Raw genomic sequence first — 15,641 nt, 5'->3', positions numbered from 1 at the left:
GAACATCCCCTTTCCCCGTGAGAACAGGAGCACGCCATGACCGACCGTTTCTTCGATGCGCCGCTGGCCGAGGTCGACCCCGAGATCGCCGAGGTGCTCGATCGAGAGCTGAAGCGTCAGCAGACCTTCCTCGAGATGATCGCCTCCGAGAACTTCGTGCCGGTCTCGGTGCTGCAGTCCCAGGGGTCGGTGCTCACCAACAAGTACGCCGAGGGCTATCCGGGACGTCGCTACTACGGCGGCTGCGAAGAGGTCGACGTCGCCGAGGAGCTCGCGATCGCCCGCGCCAAGTCGTTGTTCGGCGCCGAGTTCGCCAACGTCCAGCCGCACTCCGGTGCGACCGCGAACGCCGCCGTGCTCCACGCGATCGCCCGCCCCGGTGACACCCTGCTCGGCCTCTCGCTCGATCAGGGCGGCCACCTGACCCACGGCATGAAGATCAACTTCTCCGGCCGCCTCTACGACATCGTCGCCTACGGGGTGAACCCCGAGACCTCGACGATCGACATGGACGAGGTGCGCCGCCTCGCCGTCGAGCACAAGCCGAAGGTGATCATCGCGGGCTGGTCGGCATACCCGCGCACGCTCGACTTCGCGGCCTTCCGCGAGATCGCCGACGAGGTGGGCGCCCTCCTCTGGGTGGACATGGCGCACTTCGCCGGCCTGGTCGCCGCGGGCCTGCACCCGAACCCGGTGCCGCACGCGCACGTCGTCTCGTCCACCGTGCACAAGACCATCGGCGGGCCGCGCTCCGGCTTCATCCTCACGAACGACGCCGAGATCGCGAAGAAGATCAACTCCGCGGTGTTCCCGGGTCAGCAGGGCGGACCGCTCATGCACGTGATCGCCGCGAAGGCGACCGCGTTCAAGATCGCGGGCACCCCGGAGTTCAAGGAGCGTCAGGAGCGAGTGCTGCGCGGCGCCGCGATCATCGCCGACCGCCTCTCCCGGCAGGACGTGAAGGACGCCGGCATCGCCGTGCGCTCCGGCGGCACCGACGTGCACCTCGTGCTTGTCGACCTGCGTGACGCGGAGATCGACGGCAAGCAGGCCGAAGACCTCCTGCACGACATCCACATCACGGTGAACCGCAACGCGGTGCCGAACGACCCGCGTCCGCCGATGGTGACCTCGGGCCTGCGCATCGGCACCCCGGCCCTCGCGACCCGCGGCTTCGGCGACGCCGAGTTCACCGAGGTCGCCGACGTGATCGCTCTCGCGCTGCAGCCGGGCGCCGACGTCGAGGCGCTGCGCGCCCGGGTCGATGCCCTCGCCGCGGAGTTCCCGCTGTACCCGAACCTGCAGCAGTAAGGCGCTCACCCCGCTCCGCTCCTCGCTCGACGACACGGGACCCCCGTGTCGTCGGGCGGGCGGGGCGACGAGACGAATCGCCCACGCGCACCACCACACGAAAGGTCCCGACATGACCGCGAAGATCCTCGACGGCAAGGCCGCGGCAGCGGCGATCAAGGCGGAGCTCACCGAGCGGGTCGCGGCGCTGAAGGCGCGTGGCATCGTCCCGGGCATCGCGACCGTGCTGGTGGGCGCCGACCCCGCATCCCAGCTCTACGTGGGGATGAAGCACCGGCAGTCCGAGGCGATCGGGATGAACTCGATCCAGCGCGAGCTTCCCGCCGATGCCACGCAGGAGCAGGTGGAGGCGCTGATCGATGAGCTCAACGCCGACCCGGACTGCCACGGATACATCGTGCAGCTCCCGCTGCCGAAGCACATCGACACCGATGCGATCCTCGAGCGGATCGATCCGGCCAAGGACGCCGACGGCCTGCACCCCACCAACCTCGGGCGTCTGGTGCTGAACGTCAACGGACCGATCGACACCCCGCTGCCGTGCACACCCCGCGGCGTGATCGAGCTGCTGCTGCGCAACGACTACGACCTCAAGGGCAAGCACGTGGTCGTCGTGGGCCGCGGCGTGACGATCGGCCGCTCGATCGGCCTGCTGCTCACCCGCCGCGAGCTCAACGCCACGGTGACGCTCACCCACACCGGCACGGTGGACATGCCGAAGTACCTGCGCGAAGCGGACGTGATCGTCGCCGCCGCAGGGGTCAAGCACCTCGTCCGTGCCGAGGACGTGAAGCCGGGAGCGGCGGTGCTCGACGTCGGCGTCACCCGCGAGGACGACCCCGCGACCGGGAAGCCGAAGGTCTTCGGGGACGTCGATCCGGCGGTCGCGGAGGTCGCCGGCTGGCTCTCGCCGAACCCGGGCGGCGTGGGGCCGATGACCGTGGCACTGCTGATGACCAACGTGGTGGAGGCCGCCGAGCGCCTCGGCTGAGGCTCTCGGCGCGCTCCGCTCAGAGGTCGTCGAGCATGCGGCGCTGCTCGGGCGTCAGCCCGTCCTTCAGCTCGTCGCGGCCCGCGCGGGTCGCAGAGGACTCGGGCGTGGGCGTGGGCGTGGGCTGCGCGCCGGAGAGCCGGGTGGACGCCGCGTCGTAGAGCTCTCCCGCCTTGCGTCCGATGGCATCGTCGACCTGGTCGTAGACCACCCAGGCGATCAGCAGGAGGACCGGGGGCAGCAGCCAGCCGAAGACGTTGCCGGCGGTGATGCCGCTGAACCAGACGGTGAGGAGCCAGATCACGAACTCGACGACGAAGACCGCGACGTACTGCATCGCCTTCGCGGCGCCCCGGGACAGTGAGTCTGCGACACGGGTCAGCAGCGGTTTGATCAGCAGGGTGACGACCGTGAGGATCACCGACGCCCACAGGGCGTGCCAGCCCACCCGGGCGGGCGTCAGCCAGCCGATGACCAGCAGGACGACCACGTTGAAGACGTAGAGGGACGCGAACCTCACGACGATGTTCTTCATGCGCCAAGGGTGTCACGAACGGGCGGGCGGCGATAGGTCTGAGCCCGGCGGGGCCGGGCTCAGCGGCCGGGGTAGGCGCGCAGCACCGCGTCGAGCACGGTCTCGTAGACCTCGTCGGGCGAGGCGGCCGGGGGCGCGACCGCGGCGAACTCCAGGCTGACCGCGCCGTGGACGTGCGCCCAGACCGCCATCGCATCGCGGAAGTCCTCGGCGCTGCGGACATCGGTCTTTCCGGTGAGCGTGCGGGCGAGGGGGAGGAGCGCGCCGATGGTGCACTCCTCGTCGATGCCGTCCTCGACCCCGGCGAGCGATCCCCCGAACATCAGCCGATAGCGGGCGGGGTGACGCAGGGCCCATTCGCGATAGGCGAGCCCGAGCGCCCGGAGACCGCGCGGCTCAGCCTCGGCCTGCGCCCGCCCGAAGGAGCGGAAGGCGTCCTCCACGACCGCCGCGAGGAGCCCCGCCTTCCCTCCGAAGAGCGTGTAGACCGCGGAGGTGGACGTGTCGGCGGCGGCGGCGATCTCGCGCAGGGCGACGCGCTCCGGTCCGTCGCGGTCGACGAGCTCGGCGGCGGCCTCGAGCAGTCTCTCGCGCACGCCCTCGTCATGGGTGATGGGTCTTGCCATGCGGCCAATCGTATCGTAACGTTGTTCCATAACGTCGTTACATAACATCGTTCCATGAGGAGCAGACATGACCGCCGATGTGTTCCCCGGCCGCTACACCGCCTCGGTCGAGCGCCGGGACGTCACCGTGTTCCTGATCGGGATGCGCGCCAACCGCTGGTGGCAGCTCGCCCGCGTCTGGCGCACGGCCCGAAGGATGCCGCCGATGCTGCGGCATCTCGCCCAGCACCCCGAGGCGGGCATGCTGGGCAGCCACAGCTGGTTCGGCCGGACGACGCTGCTGCTCTCGTACTGGGAGAGTCCCGAGCACCTGCAGCGCTTCGCCGCCGACCGCGACGCCCCGCACCTCGCCGCCTGGCGCGAGTTCATGCGCACGGCGCAGGGGAGCGGCAGCGTCGGCGTGTGGCACGAGACCTACCAGGTGCCGGCCTCCGAGCTCGAGGCCGTCTATGTGGACATGCCCGCTTTCGGCCTGGCCGCGGCGACGTCGCACGCACCGGTCACCGCAGGACGCAACACCGCCCGTCAGCGACTGGGGCGCTGACGGGCGACATCAGGCCTGCGGCGTCCCGCCGAGCAGCCCCTGCACGCCGGAGATGCGGGCCTGATCGTCGAAGCGGAAGGTCGCCGAGCCGGTCGCGTCGCGCAGCACGGCACCGCCGTAGGACTCGTCGGTCCACTGCATGTCCCAGGCGGCGAGGCGCGCGAGATCCCACACCGAGGTGCGCGGATCGGTCATCGTCGTCGACGCCAGGATGCGGGGGAGCACCGTCAACGCGTCCGTGACGGTGAGCGGCGGCACGATGCCGTCGAGCACGAAGACCGCCCGCGCGCCGCCGCCGAGCGGGGCTGCGAAATAGGGGGCGTGGCCGGTGATCTCGGCCGTCAGGCGTCCGATCGTGTGCGCGGCGTCCCCGATCCAGGCGTCCAGATCGGGTCCCGCATCGGCGGGGAAGGGGGTCTCGTCCTCGATCAGCGCGCGGAGGCCGTGCTGCGTGCCGTAGTCGCGGAGCCGGGCGGCCGCGCCTCCGGCCCTGCCGCGCGGGTGCGCCCAGGCCCAGAGGACCGTGCGCGGTCCCGGCGCGATCGAGGCAATGAGCTCGGCGCCCGCGACGACCCGCCGCGACGGGTCGGCGGATGCGGAGAACGTGATGGTCCCCGCCTCGAGGTCGGCGTCCCAGCGGTGCTCGCCGAGGGCGTCGACGGCGGCCACCAGCTGGTCCTGACGGAGTGCGGAGAACAGCGCGGCGCGATCGGCCAGCGGCGGCAGGTCATCGAAGGTCATCGCACCATCCTGGCGGCGCTTGCTGTGAATCGGATGCCACCGGGCCGCGCGTTCAGCGGGCGAGTGCGACGGCGCCCGTCGCGGCGGCCTCGGCGTCCGCGTCCTCGCGCCACAGCAGGCGCCGTGCCCGGCGCGTGGCGGGGGCGCGGAGGGCCTGGTCGACGGTCTCGAACATCTCCCGCGCCCGTCGCCGCGGCCAGCTGCTCGGCAGCAGCGACGCCGGCAGATCGGGATCGATCACCGGGAACCGCCGCCAGACCGAGATCAGGTCGGTGCGCTGCACGAGGGCCTCGTGGTCGCTGACCTCTCCGGCGCGCAGACGGTAGTGGAGATCGCGGCAGCGCTCGATGAAGGCCTCGTAGTCCTCGCGGATGCGGCGCAGGGGGAAGGCGCGCTCGAGGTCGACCCGGCCGTACTCGGCCTGCGCCCGGAACAGCAGCAGCTCGCCGTCGGCCGACGACTCCTCGAGGCTCGGGATGCCGGCGGACAGCTCGGCGTGCGGCGAGATCCAGACGCCGTCGCGGAGGGGGCCGAAGCCCAGCCAGCGGAGCGTGTTGCGCATCTTGTACGCCTGGGCGCTGGCGGGCCCGCCGAGGTTGAACACCGCGAGGGCCCAGGTGCCGTCCCAGGCGCGTTCCGCGAGGCCGAACTCCCTGGTCGCGCGGTCCATCCCGGCGATGCCCTCGAGCACTTCGGGCACCACGGCGTAAGACGTGTTGCGGCCGCTCCGCTCGACGCGCAGCAGGCCGCGCCGGGCGAGACGCGTGATCGCGGCGCGGGCGGCGCTGAGGCTGACGTCGAAGTCCTCGAGCGCATCGACGAGGCCGCGCGAGGGGACCGGGTCGCGGTCGGACGCGTAGGCGGCGAGCAGTTCGAGGCACAGCTGCCGCGGGCTGACCACCTGGTCGCGCGGCTCCATGTCGGCGGGGAACAGGCCGATGTGGTGGTAGTAGGTCACCGGTCGCCTTCCTCCTCTGCCGGGCGTCGCGAACGAGCCTAATGTCTGCCGACCCGAGTCGCGGGTCGCGGATCCCAAATCGTTGACACTTCTAATTGCGCGTGCTACGTTCACTGCATCCTATCGAGATCGGCGCTGATCCGACAGCGCGGGATCGCACAGAGAAGTGAGGAGAGCCCGATGAGGGGAATGACCGGGGTGACCCGAAACCTTGGTCGCCGTCTGGGAGCGGCCGTCGCCGTTGCGGCGATCGCGACACTCGGACTGGCTGCCTGCGCCGGTCCCGGCGCGACCGGATCGTCGGGCTCACCGAAGGAGCGGGGCGTCCTCAACGTCACCAGCGTGAGCGCGCCGAGCACTCTCAACCCCGCGGCCTCCGGGAACGGCTCGGACGCGGTGTACCAGCAGCTCGCCTACGCGCCGCTCATCCAGATCGACTCCGAGGGGGCCCTGGTGCCGGGGCTCGCCGAGAAGTGGGGATACGAGGGCGAGGGGAACACCACGTTCAGCCTCACGCTCCGCGACGGCCTGAAGTTCGCCGACGGCACCCCGCTCGACGGCGCCGCGGTCGCCGCCTCACTGAACTACTTCGCCAAGAACGCGACCGGCCCCGCCGCCGCCGCGTTCTCCACCCTCTCCGCCGCCGCGGACGGTGCGAAGGGCGTGACCATCACGTCGTCGGTCGCCAACCCCGTCATCGCCGACCTCGTGTCCACGCGATTCCTCGGCGGCAACATCATCAGCCCCGCAGGTCTGGCCTCGCCCGATGCGCTCGGCACCAAGACGTTCGGCGCCGGCGCCTACGTGCTCGACTCCGACCAGTCCCTGAGCGGGGACCACTACACGTTCGTCCCGAACAAGAACTACTACGACCAGAAGGGCATCCACTTCGACAAGGTGGTCGTCAAGGTCGTCACAAACCCCTCCTCGGCCATCCAGGCGATGAAGACCGGCCAGATCGACGCCGTCGCCGGCGACAGCACGACGGTGAAGTCCGCTCGCGACGCCGGTCTCACCGTGCTCAACGCGCCGAGCTCCTGGACGGGGGCCTTCGTGCTCGACACCGCGGGCGAGGTCACGCCCGCGCTCGGCAAGGTCGAGGTGCGCCAGGCGATGAACTACGCGATCGACCGCGCCGCCATCGCGAAGGCGGTGTTCGGGGAGTTCGCCAGCCCCGTGCAGCAGCCCAACGACCCCGGGTTCGACGCCTTCGACGAGAAGCTCGAGGGCACTTACGACCTCGATCTCGCCAAGGCGCGCTCCTTGCTCGCCGATGCCGGCTACCCCGACGGCTTCACCGTGACCTGGGCCTACCCCACCTACGAGCCGCAGACCGCGAAGGTGGTCCAGGCGATGGCGTCGCAGCTGTCCGAGATCGGCATCAAGGCGGAGCTGCACGGCGCCGCGAACATCACCGAGCTCATCACCATGCTGACCAGCAAGGAGAACTCGCTGTGGTCGCTGCAGTGGGGCGGCCAGAGCCAGTTCGCGAACACCAAGCAGGTGTGGCTGGCGGGCTCGCAGGTCAACCCGTTCGGGCACGTCGCCCCCGGTCTCGACGCCGCGTTCCAGAAGTACTCCGAGGCGTCGGTCGACGATCGCGACGCGACGGCGCAGGCGGTCGAGAGGATCCTGGTCGAGAACGCGGTCTCGATCCCGGTGGCGAAGGTCGACACGATCTACTACCACGTGGCCGATCTCAAGGGAGTGGCGCTGCAGAAGACCGGCGAGATCAACAACGTCATCTACTGGAGCCGCTGAGCCGTGTGGGGGATCGTCCTGCGGCGCCTCGCCATCAGCATCCCGCTGATCCTCGTCGTCTCGCTCGTCACCTTCCTGGTGCAGTCGCTCATCCCGGGCGACCCGGCCAGGGCGATCCTCGGGCCGAACGGCACTCCGGAGCAGTACGAGGCGCTGCGGCGGGAGCTGCACACCGACCAGCCGGTGCTCGTGCAGTACGGCGCGTACATGGCGCGCCTGCTGCAGGGCGATCTGGGATCGTCGCTCTTCAACCACGAGCCGGTCGCGCACAGCCTCGCGGCGCGGCTGCCGGTGACGCTCTCGCTGCTGGTGCTCTCGCTCCTGGTCGTCGCCGTCGTCGGCATCGCGCTGGGGATGGCCAGCGTCGCCGCCGGCGGATGGGTGTCGCGGATCGTCGACGTGATCTCCCTGCTGGGGCTCGCGCTGCCGAACTTCTGGATCGCGCTCGTGCTCGTCTCGCTGTTCGCGGTGACGATCCCGCTGTTCCCGGCGGTCGGCTACGTGCCGATCGACGTCTCGCTCAACGGCTGGGCGACCTCGCTCGTGCTGCCGGTCACGGCGCTCGCGATCGGCGGGCTCGCGAACGTGGCGAAGGTCGCCCGCGACGGCGTGGCTGGCGCGATGGAGAGCGACTACATCCGCACCCTCCGCGCCTGCGGCGTGCCGCGCGGCTCGCTGCTCTGGAAGCACGCGCTGCGCAACTCCGGGGTCACGCTCGTCACCGTGCTGGGCGTCGCCTTCGTCGGCGCGCTCTCCGGCAGCGTGTTCGTCGAGAACGTGTTCGCCCTCCCCGGGCTGGGCAGTCTCGTCGTCAACGCCACGGCGCAGCACGACATCCCCGTCATCCAGGGCGTCGCCCTCGCCTTCACCGTCATCGTGGTGATCGTCAACCTCGTCGTCGACCTCACCTACGCCTGGATCAACCCGAGACTGCGAGCATCATGACCGACGTCATCGACACCCCCCTCGCCGCGCCGGCCGCGGCGCGGCGAGGCTTCGCCGGGCGCCTGCTGCGTCATCCCGTCGGCGTCGTCTCGCTGGCCGTCATCCTGATCAGCGTGCTCGCCAGCCTGCTCGCCGGCGTCATCTCGCCCTACGACCCGCTGCACCAAGACCTCGCCGACGTGATGGGGATGCCCTCCGCCGCCCATCCGCTCGGCACCGACACCCTCGGTCGCGACGTGCTCTCCCGCATCCTGCACGGCGGCCAGAGCGCCCTGTGGGGTGTGGTCGTCGCGGTCCTGGTGTGGCTCGTGGTCGGCGTGCTCCTCGGCATCGTGGCGGGCTACCTCGGGGGGTGGACCGATCGGGTGATCTCCGCGATCGTCGACATCGTGATGTCGCTGCCGTCGATCGTGATCATCCTCGCCGTGCTCGCGATGTTCAGCCGCAGCCTCCCCGCCTCGATGATCGCGCTGGGCCTGCTCTCCGCAGGAGGGCTCGTCCGTGTCGTGCGGGCCGCGACGCTCGGCATCCGCGGCGAGCTGTACGTCACCGCGGCGCGCGTCGCCGGCCTCGGCGACGTCCGGATCCTCGGCCGCCACATCCTGCCGGGCCTGATCGGGCCGGTGGTGGTGCAGCTCGCCCTGTTCGCCGGCGCGGCGCTGACGATCCAGGCCGGTCTCGGCTTCCTCGACCTCGGCGTCCCGCCGCCCGCGCCCTCCTGGGGAGGGATGATCGGCGAGGCGGCCCAGGTCATCGACCAGTTCCCCTGGCTGCTCGTGCCGTCGGGCGGGATCGTGGCGATCCTCATCCTCGCCCTCGGTCTGCTCGGCGACGCCTCCCGCGACATCATCGCCGACAGCCGCAAGGCCTCCGCTCGGGGTGGCGGGCGCTCGCGGCGCCGCGCCGGAGCCGGCGCGCTCCCCGTGGACGCGCCCGAGGCCGCCCTCTCGATCACCGACCTGTCCGTCCGCTTCGGCGGCGCGGCGGCCGTCTCGGTCGACGGGGTCTCGCTCACCGTCGCGCGCGGCGAGATCGTCGGCCTGGTCGGCGAGTCGGGCAGCGGGAAGACCGTCACCGCGCTTGCGCTCCTCGGCCTCCTCCCCGGTCAGGCCGAGGTCGTCGCCTCGCGTCTGCAGGTGGGCGGGAGGGACCTGCTCGGCGCCTCCGACCGCGAGCTCGCGAAGATCCGCGGCAGCGAGATCGCCTACGTCTCGCAGGAGCCGATGGTGAGCCTCGATCCGTCGTTCACGGTCGGCAGCCTGCTGGGCGAGGTGATCCGGCGGCACCACCGGGGGCTGTCGTCGTCCGCGGTGCGGGACCGCTCGCTCGACCTGCTGCGAAGGGTGCACCTCCCCGAGCCCGAGGCCCTGCTCCGGCGCTACGCGTTCCAGCTCTCCGGCGGCATGGCGCAGCGCGTGGTGATCGCGCTCGCCCTCGCAGGGCAGCCCAAGGCGCTCATCGCCGACGAGCCGACCACCGCGCTCGACGTGACGGTGCAGGCGGAGATCCTCGACCTGCTGCGCGAGCTGCGCGACGAGCGCGGGCTGGCGATCGTGCTCGTGACGCACGACCTGGGCGTCGTCGCGGACATCTGCGACCGGGTCTGCGTGATGCGGTCCGGGCGGATCGTGGAGGACGCGCCCGCCGAGGAGCTGTTCGCGGCTCCCCGGCACGACTACACGCGTCGGCTGCTCGCAGCGACGCCCGACTTCCAGACCGTGCGGGCCTCCGCGCCGGGCGAAGGGGCATGAGATGACCGAGGAGCAGCAGGGGCGCCCGACGGCGCTCGCCGTCACCGGCCTCCGCGTCGAGTACCCGGGAGGGCGCCGCCGCGGTCCGGTGCGCGTGATCGACGACGTCGGCTTCCGGATCGCGACGGGGGAGACGCTGGCGCTCGTCGGAGAGTCCGGCAGCGGCAAGTCCACGATCGGCAAGGCGATCCTCGGGCTGGTGCCCGCGGCGGCCGGGCGGATCGAGCTCGGCGGACGGGATATCACCGCGATCCCCGTGCGCCGCCGCGCCGCCTTCGCCCGGGAGCTGCAGGTGGTGTTCCAGGATCCGTACGGCTCGCTCAACCCGTCGTTGCGCATCGGCGACATCCTCAGCGAACCGCTCGAGGCGGGCGGCGGGATGCCGCGGGCCGAGGCGCGTCGCGTGGTGCGGGACCTCCTGTCCCGGGTGGGCCTCCCCGCGGATGCCGCCGACCGCTACCCGGGGAGCTTCTCCGGAGGGCAGCGCCAGCGCATCGCGATCGCCCGCGCGGTGTCGGTCGACCCCGCGGTGATCATCTGCGACGAGCCGACCAGCGCGCTCGACGTCTCCACCCAGGTGCAGGTGCTCGAGCTCCTGCGCGAGCTGCAGCAGAACCTCGGCGTCGCCTACCTCTTCATCACGCACGACCTCGCCCTGGTGCGCGGCTTCGCCGACCGGGTCGCCGTGCTGCGCGGCGGCCGGATCGTCGAGGAGGGCGCCGCAGCCGCCGTGTGCGACGCTCCGCGCGACCTCTACACCCAGGCGCTGATGGGGGCGACCCCGGTGCCCGACCCCGTCCGTCAACGCGAACGGCGTGTCGCGCGCCGCGAGCTCCTCACCCGACTGCGCGAGAGCGAGAAGGAGGCATCCTGATGTCCATGCAGCAATCAGCCGGAAGCACCGAGAACCGGATCTCCTCGGGGGCCGTCGAGGGAGGGTTCGAGCCGGTCAAGGCGCTCCTCGACCGGTTCCTCCTCGAGGACGAGACCTACAGCGCGCAGCTGTGCGTGTACTGGCATGGCCGGCCGGTGATCGACCTGTGGGGCGGGCCCGACATGGTCTCCGACTCCCTCACCGGCGTCTTCTCGGTGTCGAAGGGGGTCTCGGCGCTGTGCATCGCGACGCTCGTCGACAGCGGAGAGCTCGACCTCGATGCGCGGGTCACCCGCTACTGGCCGGAGTTCGCCGCCCACGGCAAGGACGGCATCCTGGTGCGCGAGCTGCTCTCCCACCAGGCGGGCCTGTTCGCGCCGCCCGGGACCACCCTCGACGACTACCTCGACTCCCGCGGGCTGGCCGCCGCGCTCGCGGCCGTCCGTCCGGCGTGGCGTCCCGGGAAGGTCTTCGGCTACCACGCGCTGACGATCGGCGTGCTGATGGAGGAGCTGGTCCGGCGCGTGCACGGCGCGTCGCTGCAGGAGCTCTACGCGGAGACCTACCGGCGTCCGTACCGTCTCGACTTCTTCCTCGGACTGCCCGAGGCCGAGGACGCCCGGTTCCGCGACCAGCTGCCGGTGATCCTCACGCCCGCGCAGCAGGCGGAGAGCATGCCGATCCCCGGGGATGCGGACGGGCTCTCGTCCGCCGCGTTCTCGGGCGTCGACGCCCACGGTCCCGTCCTCATCCCGAACCGGGCCGACGTCCGGCGCGCCGGGCCCGCGGCCGTCGGCGGCGTGGGCAACGCCCGCGGGCTCGCCACGGTGTACGCGGCCGCGGCGACGGGCATCGACGGCATCGCGCCCGTCGTGGGGGAGCGGGCGCTGGCCGAGATGGCGCAGGAGCAGGTCTACGGGGTCGACAGGATCCTGCACGACGAGATGGCCTTCGGCGTGGTGTTCATGAAGCCGCAGCCGCGGATCCCGTTCGCCAGCCACCTGGCCTTCGGGCACGACGGCGCGGGCGGGGCGCTCGGATACGCCGATCCGATGTACCGTCTCGCGTTCGGCTACATCCCGCAGCGGATGTCCTACCCGGGCGGGGGCGACAGCCGGTTCGTGCAGCTCTCCACGGCGGTGCGGCGCTGCGTGGCGAACCTGCAGTCCGATCGGCAGGGATGAGGCGGCGGGGCGCGGTCAGCGGAGGATCGCGCCCTCGGGCCTGCCCATCCGCCAGACGCTCGGCACCGTGAGCGCGGCGAGGGCGACGACCGCGTAGAGGACGCCGGAGGTGACCAGCACCGTGACCGGATCGGCGTGGGTGATCAGCCAGCCGTAGACGAGCGTGCCCACGGGCATCACCACGAAGCTGCCCAGCATGTCGTAGCTCGACACCCGCGAGAGCTTGTCGCCGGGGATGTTCTCCATCATCGCCAGGTTCCACCCCGTGCTGAAGACCTCGGCGCCTGCTCCGGCGATGAAGGCCGCGATGCCCAGCAGTACGACGGCGGGGTGCACGCCGAGGATGGTGAGCGGGATCGCGAAGGCGCTCATCCCGATCATCCCGAGCCGGAGCGGGCGCCGCAGCGGATATCGCATGAGGATCAGCGTCATCAGCAGCACGCCCGCGCCCTCGGCGGCGACCACCCCGCCCCAGCCGGTGATCCCGAGACGGTCGTCGTTCTTCGCGATGTACGGGCCCACGACCCCCCAGGCGCCGGCGTGGATGGCGTTCATGATCATGAAGGCCAGCACGATCGTCCAGAGCCAGGAGCGGCTCCAGAACTCCTTCCACCCGATCCGGAGGTCGGCGAACAGCGAGAACTCCCCGGTGCCCGAGGGCGGCGGGAGCTTCACGAGCGCGAGGATCGGGATGGCCGCGGCCCAGCCGCAGAGCTGCACCACCATCGCCCAGGCCGGGCCGACGGTGGACACGAGCAGGCCGGCGATCACCGGGCCTCCGATCGTCACCGCCGACCGCACGAACGACAGCATCGCGTTGGCCTGCTGCAGATGCTCGGGGGTGGTCAGCTGCGGGATGAGGCCCTGCATCGCCGGCATCACGAACGCGGTGGACGCGCCGTTCACCCCGGCGAGCACGACCAGCGCCGGCACCGACGCCGTGCCGGAGAACAGCAGGTAGGCGATCGCGCCGATCGAGAGGATGTCGACCACGTAGCAGACCTGGATCACCAGGGCGCGGGGCAGACGGTCGGCGACGACGCCGCCGAAGAGCACGAACACGATGTTGCAGAGCGTGAACGCGGCGAGCACGAAGGAGAGGCTGGTCGGCTCGTTGTCGATCTCGAGCACCGCGAAGGCGAGGGCGACCGAGGACATCGATCCGGTCACCAGCGTGATCGCGCGGGCGAGGAAGAACCACCGGAAGTTGCGGTCCGCCATCGCGGCGAGGCCGCGGATCATCGAAGGAGCCCGGGAGACCGCATCCGATGATTCTGGCACGCCGCGGGAACGTCGATCCAGTCGGAAAGAAAGTCAGTAGCTGGCGCGCTCGCCGGATGCCTCTCCGTCGCCGGGCGCCGGGATGAAGCGTGCCGCGAGGGCCTCCGAGGCCCGGGCGAGCAGGGCGACGTCGGCGCCGACCGCGACGAAGCCCGCGCCCTGGGCGATGTAGGCGTCCGCGGCGGCCGGGTCGAAGGCGTTCACGCCCACCGGCTTGCCCGCCGCCTCGACCGCGGTGAAGACCCGGCCGACGGCGGACAGCACGTCGGGGTGGGTCTGCTGCCCGAGCAGCCCCATCGAGGCCGACAGGTCGCTCGGGCCGACGAACACCGCGTCGACGCCGTCGACCGCGGCGATCTCCGCCGCCCGGTCCACCGCGGCGGCGGTCTCGATCTGCACCGTCAGGGAGGTGTGCCGCGCGGAGTCGTGCAGGTAGCCGTCCACGCGGTTCCAGCGGGCGCTGCGGGCCAGGGCGCTGCCCACCCCGCGGACGCCCTCCGGCGGGTACCGGACGGCGCGCACGGCCGCGCGGGCCTCCTCGGCCGAGGACACCATGGGCACGAGGACGTTCTGCGCGCCGAGGTCGAGAACCTGCTTGATCGCGACGACGTCGTTCGACGGGACGCGGACCACCGGGGCGATCGGATAGGCCGCGGCGACCTGCAGCTGGATCAGCACCGATTCCAGGGAGTTGGCGGAGTGCTCCATGTCGATCAGCAGCCAGTCCAACCCGGATCCCGCGGCCACCTCGGTGACCAGGGGACTGCCGGCGCAGGCCCACATGCCGATCAGCGCACGGTCCGCTCCCGCGATCCGTTCGCGGAAGGACGCGTCTAGACGAAGCGGCATGCGATCGTTCCCATCTCCCGGTAGTCGCACAGTACCTCGTCGCCGCGCGACACCCACATCGGTCGCGTGAACGAGCCGGCGAGGATGATCTCCCCGGCCTCGAGGCGCGCGCCGTGCTGGTGGAACTTGTTCGCGAGCCAGGCGACGCCGGTCGCGGGGTGGCCGAGCACGCCCGCGGCGACCCCGGTCTCCTCGATCTCCCCGTTGCGGCTGAGCACCCCGGGCACCCAGCGCAGGTCGATCTCGTCGGGGCGCAGGCGGACGTCACCGAGCACGATCGCCCCGTAGGCGGCGTTGTCGCTGATCGTGTCGACGATCGTCCGTCCCTCCAGCTCGATGTGCGAATTCAGCACCTCGAGGGCCGGCACCGCGTAGTCGATCGCGTCGAGGGCGTCCTCGAGCGTCGCATCCGGCCCCTCCAGCGGCTTCGCGAGCAGGAAGGCCAGCTCCACCTCGATGCGCACGTTGGAGAAGTGGTCGAACGGGATCTCCGCCCCCGAACGGTACACCGTGTCGTCGAACATCACGCCGTAGTCGGGTTCGGTGATCCCCGTCGCCTGCTGCATCGCCTTCGACGTGAGCCCGATCTTGCGGCCGAAGAGCCTCCGGCCCGCGGCCAGCTGCCGGTCGCGCCAGACGCCCTGGATCGCGTAGGAGTCCTCGACGGTGGCCTCCGGGTGCCGGGCGGTGATCCGCGGGATCATGCCGTGGGTGCGCTCGGCCTCGGCGAGCTCCTCGGCGAGCCGTGCGATGGTCTCGGGTGTCAGCATCCGCTTCTCCTCAGAGCTGGTTGCCGAGCTTGTGCTCGGTCTCCTGGCCCTCGGTCTCGGGACGGCGGGTGTACGAGAAGCCGTCGGCCCCGATCGTCACCGCCATCTCGCTGCTGTCGGTGCGGGCGACGACCGGCTGAGGGTGGCCGTCGAGGTCGAGCACGAGGCTCGCATCCGTGTACCAGGACGGGACGACCGGGTTGCCCCACCAGTCGCGGCGCTGGTTGTCGTGCACGTCCCAGGTGATGACCGGGTTGTCCGGGTCTCCGGTGTAGTAGTCCTGCGTGTAGATCTCGACGCGATGGCCGTCGGGGTCGCGCAGATAGAGGTAGAACGCGTTCGAGACGCCGTGCCGGCCGGGCCCGCGCTCGATCGCGTCGGAGCGGCGCAGGGCGCCCAGCTTGTCGCAGATCGCCAGGATGTTGTGCTTCTCGTGCGTGGAGAACGCGACGTGGTGCATGCGCGGCCCGTCGCCGCCGGTCATGGCGGTGTCGTGCACGGTGGGCTTGCGGCGCATCCA

The 15,641-nt window shown here is 71.3% G+C and carries 16 protein-coding genes; 8 read left to right on the top strand and 8 right to left on the bottom strand.

From position 1 onward, the window contains the following. Window positions 1-36 precede the first annotated feature (36 nt). Together glyA and ABWO84_RS13175 are read left to right on the top strand one after the other, a co-directional pair. Window positions 37-1,311: a serine hydroxymethyltransferase gene (gene glyA, locus ABWO84_RS13180; RefSeq protein WP_353115270.1), complete on the top strand. Its 1,275-nt coding sequence runs from the start codon at window positions 37-39 to the stop codon at window positions 1,309-1,311. 112 nt (window positions 1,312-1,423) lie between these two features. Further along, the gene (locus ABWO84_RS13175; protein ID WP_353115268.1) at window positions 1,424-2,302 is read left to right on the top strand and encodes a bifunctional methylenetetrahydrofolate dehydrogenase/methenyltetrahydrofolate cyclohydrolase; all 879 of its coding nucleotides are present in this window, start codon (window positions 1,424-1,426) and stop codon (window positions 2,300-2,302) included. Window positions 2,303-2,321: 19 nt separating this feature from the next. Here the strand turns inward: ABWO84_RS13175 and ABWO84_RS13170 are convergent, their stop codons facing one another. Beyond that, window positions 2,322-2,837: a hypothetical protein gene (locus tag ABWO84_RS13170; protein ID WP_353115266.1), complete on the bottom strand. Its 516-nt coding sequence runs from the start codon at window positions 2,835-2,837 to the stop codon at window positions 2,322-2,324. Between the two features lie 59 nt (window positions 2,838-2,896). After that, the gene (locus ABWO84_RS13165; RefSeq protein ID WP_353115264.1) at window positions 2,897-3,463 is read right to left on the bottom strand and encodes a WHG domain-containing protein; all 567 of its coding nucleotides are present in this window, start codon (window positions 3,461-3,463) and stop codon (window positions 2,897-2,899) included. A 67-nt stretch (window positions 3,464-3,530) separates the two neighbouring features. On the opposite strand from ABWO84_RS13165, the gene ABWO84_RS13160 reads away from it, so the two are divergent. Continuing rightward, a complete protein-coding gene (locus tag ABWO84_RS13160; protein WP_353115262.1) occupies window positions 3,531-4,007 on the top strand; it encodes a DUF4188 domain-containing protein in 477 nt (158 codons plus the stop codon). A 9-nt stretch (window positions 4,008-4,016) separates the two neighbouring features. Here the strand turns inward: ABWO84_RS13160 and ABWO84_RS13155 are convergent, their stop codons facing one another. After that, a complete protein-coding gene (locus ABWO84_RS13155) occupies window positions 4,017-4,748 on the bottom strand; it encodes a DUF6882 domain-containing protein (RefSeq protein ID WP_353115260.1) in 732 nt (243 codons plus the stop codon). 52 nt (window positions 4,749-4,800) lie between these two features. Beyond that, window positions 4,801-5,706: a PaaX family transcriptional regulator gene (locus tag ABWO84_RS13150; protein ID WP_353115258.1), complete on the bottom strand. Its 906-nt coding sequence runs from the start codon at window positions 5,704-5,706 to the stop codon at window positions 4,801-4,803. Window positions 5,707-5,904: 198 nt separating this feature from the next. Here ABWO84_RS13150 and ABWO84_RS13145 point away from each other — a divergent pair, with 198 nt between their 5' ends. The 5 genes from ABWO84_RS13145 to ABWO84_RS13125 are packed head-to-tail and all read left to right on the top strand — an operon-like array spanning window position 5,905 to window position 12,221. Beyond that, complete coding sequence (locus tag ABWO84_RS13145) at window positions 5,905-7,467, top strand: ABC transporter substrate-binding protein (protein WP_353115256.1); 1,563 nt, start codon at window positions 5,905-5,907, stop codon at window positions 7,465-7,467. A 3-nt stretch (window positions 7,468-7,470) separates the two neighbouring features. Then, a complete protein-coding gene (locus ABWO84_RS13140; RefSeq protein ID WP_353115254.1) occupies window positions 7,471-8,412 on the top strand; it encodes an ABC transporter permease in 942 nt (313 codons plus the stop codon). After that, entirely contained in the window at window positions 8,409-10,163 is a 1,755-nt protein-coding gene (locus ABWO84_RS13135) for an ATP-binding cassette domain-containing protein (RefSeq protein WP_353115252.1), read from the top strand. The genes ABWO84_RS13140 and ABWO84_RS13135 overlap by 4 nt, the downstream gene beginning before the upstream one ends. Window position 10,164: 1 nt before the next feature. Next, entirely contained in the window at window positions 10,165-11,037 is an 873-nt protein-coding gene (locus ABWO84_RS13130) for an ABC transporter ATP-binding protein (protein WP_353115250.1), read from the top strand. Continuing rightward, window positions 11,037-12,221 carry a serine hydrolase domain-containing protein gene (locus ABWO84_RS13125; protein ID WP_353115248.1) on the top strand — a complete coding sequence of 395 codons (1,185 nt, stop codon included), beginning with the start codon at window positions 11,037-11,039 and terminating at the stop codon, window positions 12,219-12,221. Before ABWO84_RS13130 ends, ABWO84_RS13125 begins: the two co-directional genes overlap by 1 nt. A gap of 15 nt (window positions 12,222-12,236) precedes the next feature. On the opposite strand, the gene ABWO84_RS13120 is transcribed toward ABWO84_RS13125, so the two are convergent. The 4 genes from ABWO84_RS13120 to ABWO84_RS13105 all read right to left on the bottom strand — a co-directional run. After that, a complete protein-coding gene (locus ABWO84_RS13120) occupies window positions 12,237-13,463 on the bottom strand; it encodes an MFS transporter (RefSeq protein ID WP_353115246.1) in 1,227 nt (408 codons plus the stop codon). A 72-nt stretch (window positions 13,464-13,535) separates the two neighbouring features. Next, window positions 13,536-14,351: an HpcH/HpaI aldolase family protein gene (locus tag ABWO84_RS13115; protein WP_353115244.1), complete on the bottom strand. Its 816-nt coding sequence runs from the start codon at window positions 14,349-14,351 to the stop codon at window positions 13,536-13,538. Beyond that, on the bottom strand, window positions 14,336-15,121 hold the full coding sequence (locus tag ABWO84_RS13110) for a fumarylacetoacetate hydrolase family protein (protein ID WP_353115242.1): 786 nt from the start codon (window positions 15,119-15,121) through the stop codon (window positions 14,336-14,338). The genes ABWO84_RS13115 and ABWO84_RS13110 overlap by 16 nt, the downstream gene beginning before the upstream one ends. 10 nt (window positions 15,122-15,131) lie before the next feature. Next, a partial coding sequence (locus tag ABWO84_RS13105; protein WP_353115240.1) for a VOC family protein occupies window positions 15,132-15,641 on the bottom strand: 510 nt, incomplete at its 5' end.

It is taken from the genome of Microbacterium sp., assembly GCF_040394595.1.
Lineage (GTDB): Bacteria > Actinomycetota > Actinomycetes > Actinomycetales > Microbacteriaceae > Microbacterium.
The sequence above is the reverse complement of the archived record's forward strand: the minus strand, read 5'-3'. Positions and strand labels throughout refer to the sequence as shown.

Bases quoted from the DNA above. Each gene is read 5' to 3' on its own strand.
- glyA (WP_353115270.1), top strand. From the start codon at position 37: ATGACCGACCGTTTCTTCGATGCGCCGCTGGCCGAGGTCGACCCCGAG.
- ABWO84_RS13175 (WP_353115268.1), top strand. From the start codon at position 1,424: ATGACCGCGAAGATCCTCGACGGCAAGGCCGCGGCAGCGGCGATCAAG.
- ABWO84_RS13170 (WP_353115266.1), bottom strand. From the start codon at position 2,837: ATGAAGAACATCGTCGTGAGGTTCGCGTCCCTCTACGTCTTCAACGTG.
- ABWO84_RS13165 (WP_353115264.1), bottom strand. From the start codon at position 3,463: ATGGCAAGACCCATCACCCATGACGAGGGCGTGCGCGAGAGACTGCTC.
- ABWO84_RS13160 (WP_353115262.1), top strand. From the start codon at position 3,531: ATGACCGCCGATGTGTTCCCCGGCCGCTACACCGCCTCGGTCGAGCGC.
- ABWO84_RS13155 (WP_353115260.1), bottom strand. From the start codon at position 4,748: ATGACCTTCGATGACCTGCCGCCGCTGGCCGATCGCGCCGCGCTGTTC.
- ABWO84_RS13135 (WP_353115252.1), top strand. From the start codon at position 8,409: ATGACCGACGTCATCGACACCCCCCTCGCCGCGCCGGCCGCGGCGCGG.
- ABWO84_RS13130 (WP_353115250.1), top strand. From the start codon at position 10,165: ATGACCGAGGAGCAGCAGGGGCGCCCGACGGCGCTCGCCGTCACCGGC.
- ABWO84_RS13125 (WP_353115248.1), top strand. From the start codon at position 11,037: ATGTCCATGCAGCAATCAGCCGGAAGCACCGAGAACCGGATCTCCTCG.
- ABWO84_RS13120 (WP_353115246.1), bottom strand. From the start codon at position 13,463: ATGATCCGCGGCCTCGCCGCGATGGCGGACCGCAACTTCCGGTGGTTC.
- ABWO84_RS13115 (WP_353115244.1), bottom strand. From the start codon at position 14,351: ATGCCGCTTCGTCTAGACGCGTCCTTCCGCGAACGGATCGCGGGAGCG.
- ABWO84_RS13110 (WP_353115242.1), bottom strand. From the start codon at position 15,121: ATGCTGACACCCGAGACCATCGCACGGCTCGCCGAGGAGCTCGCCGAG.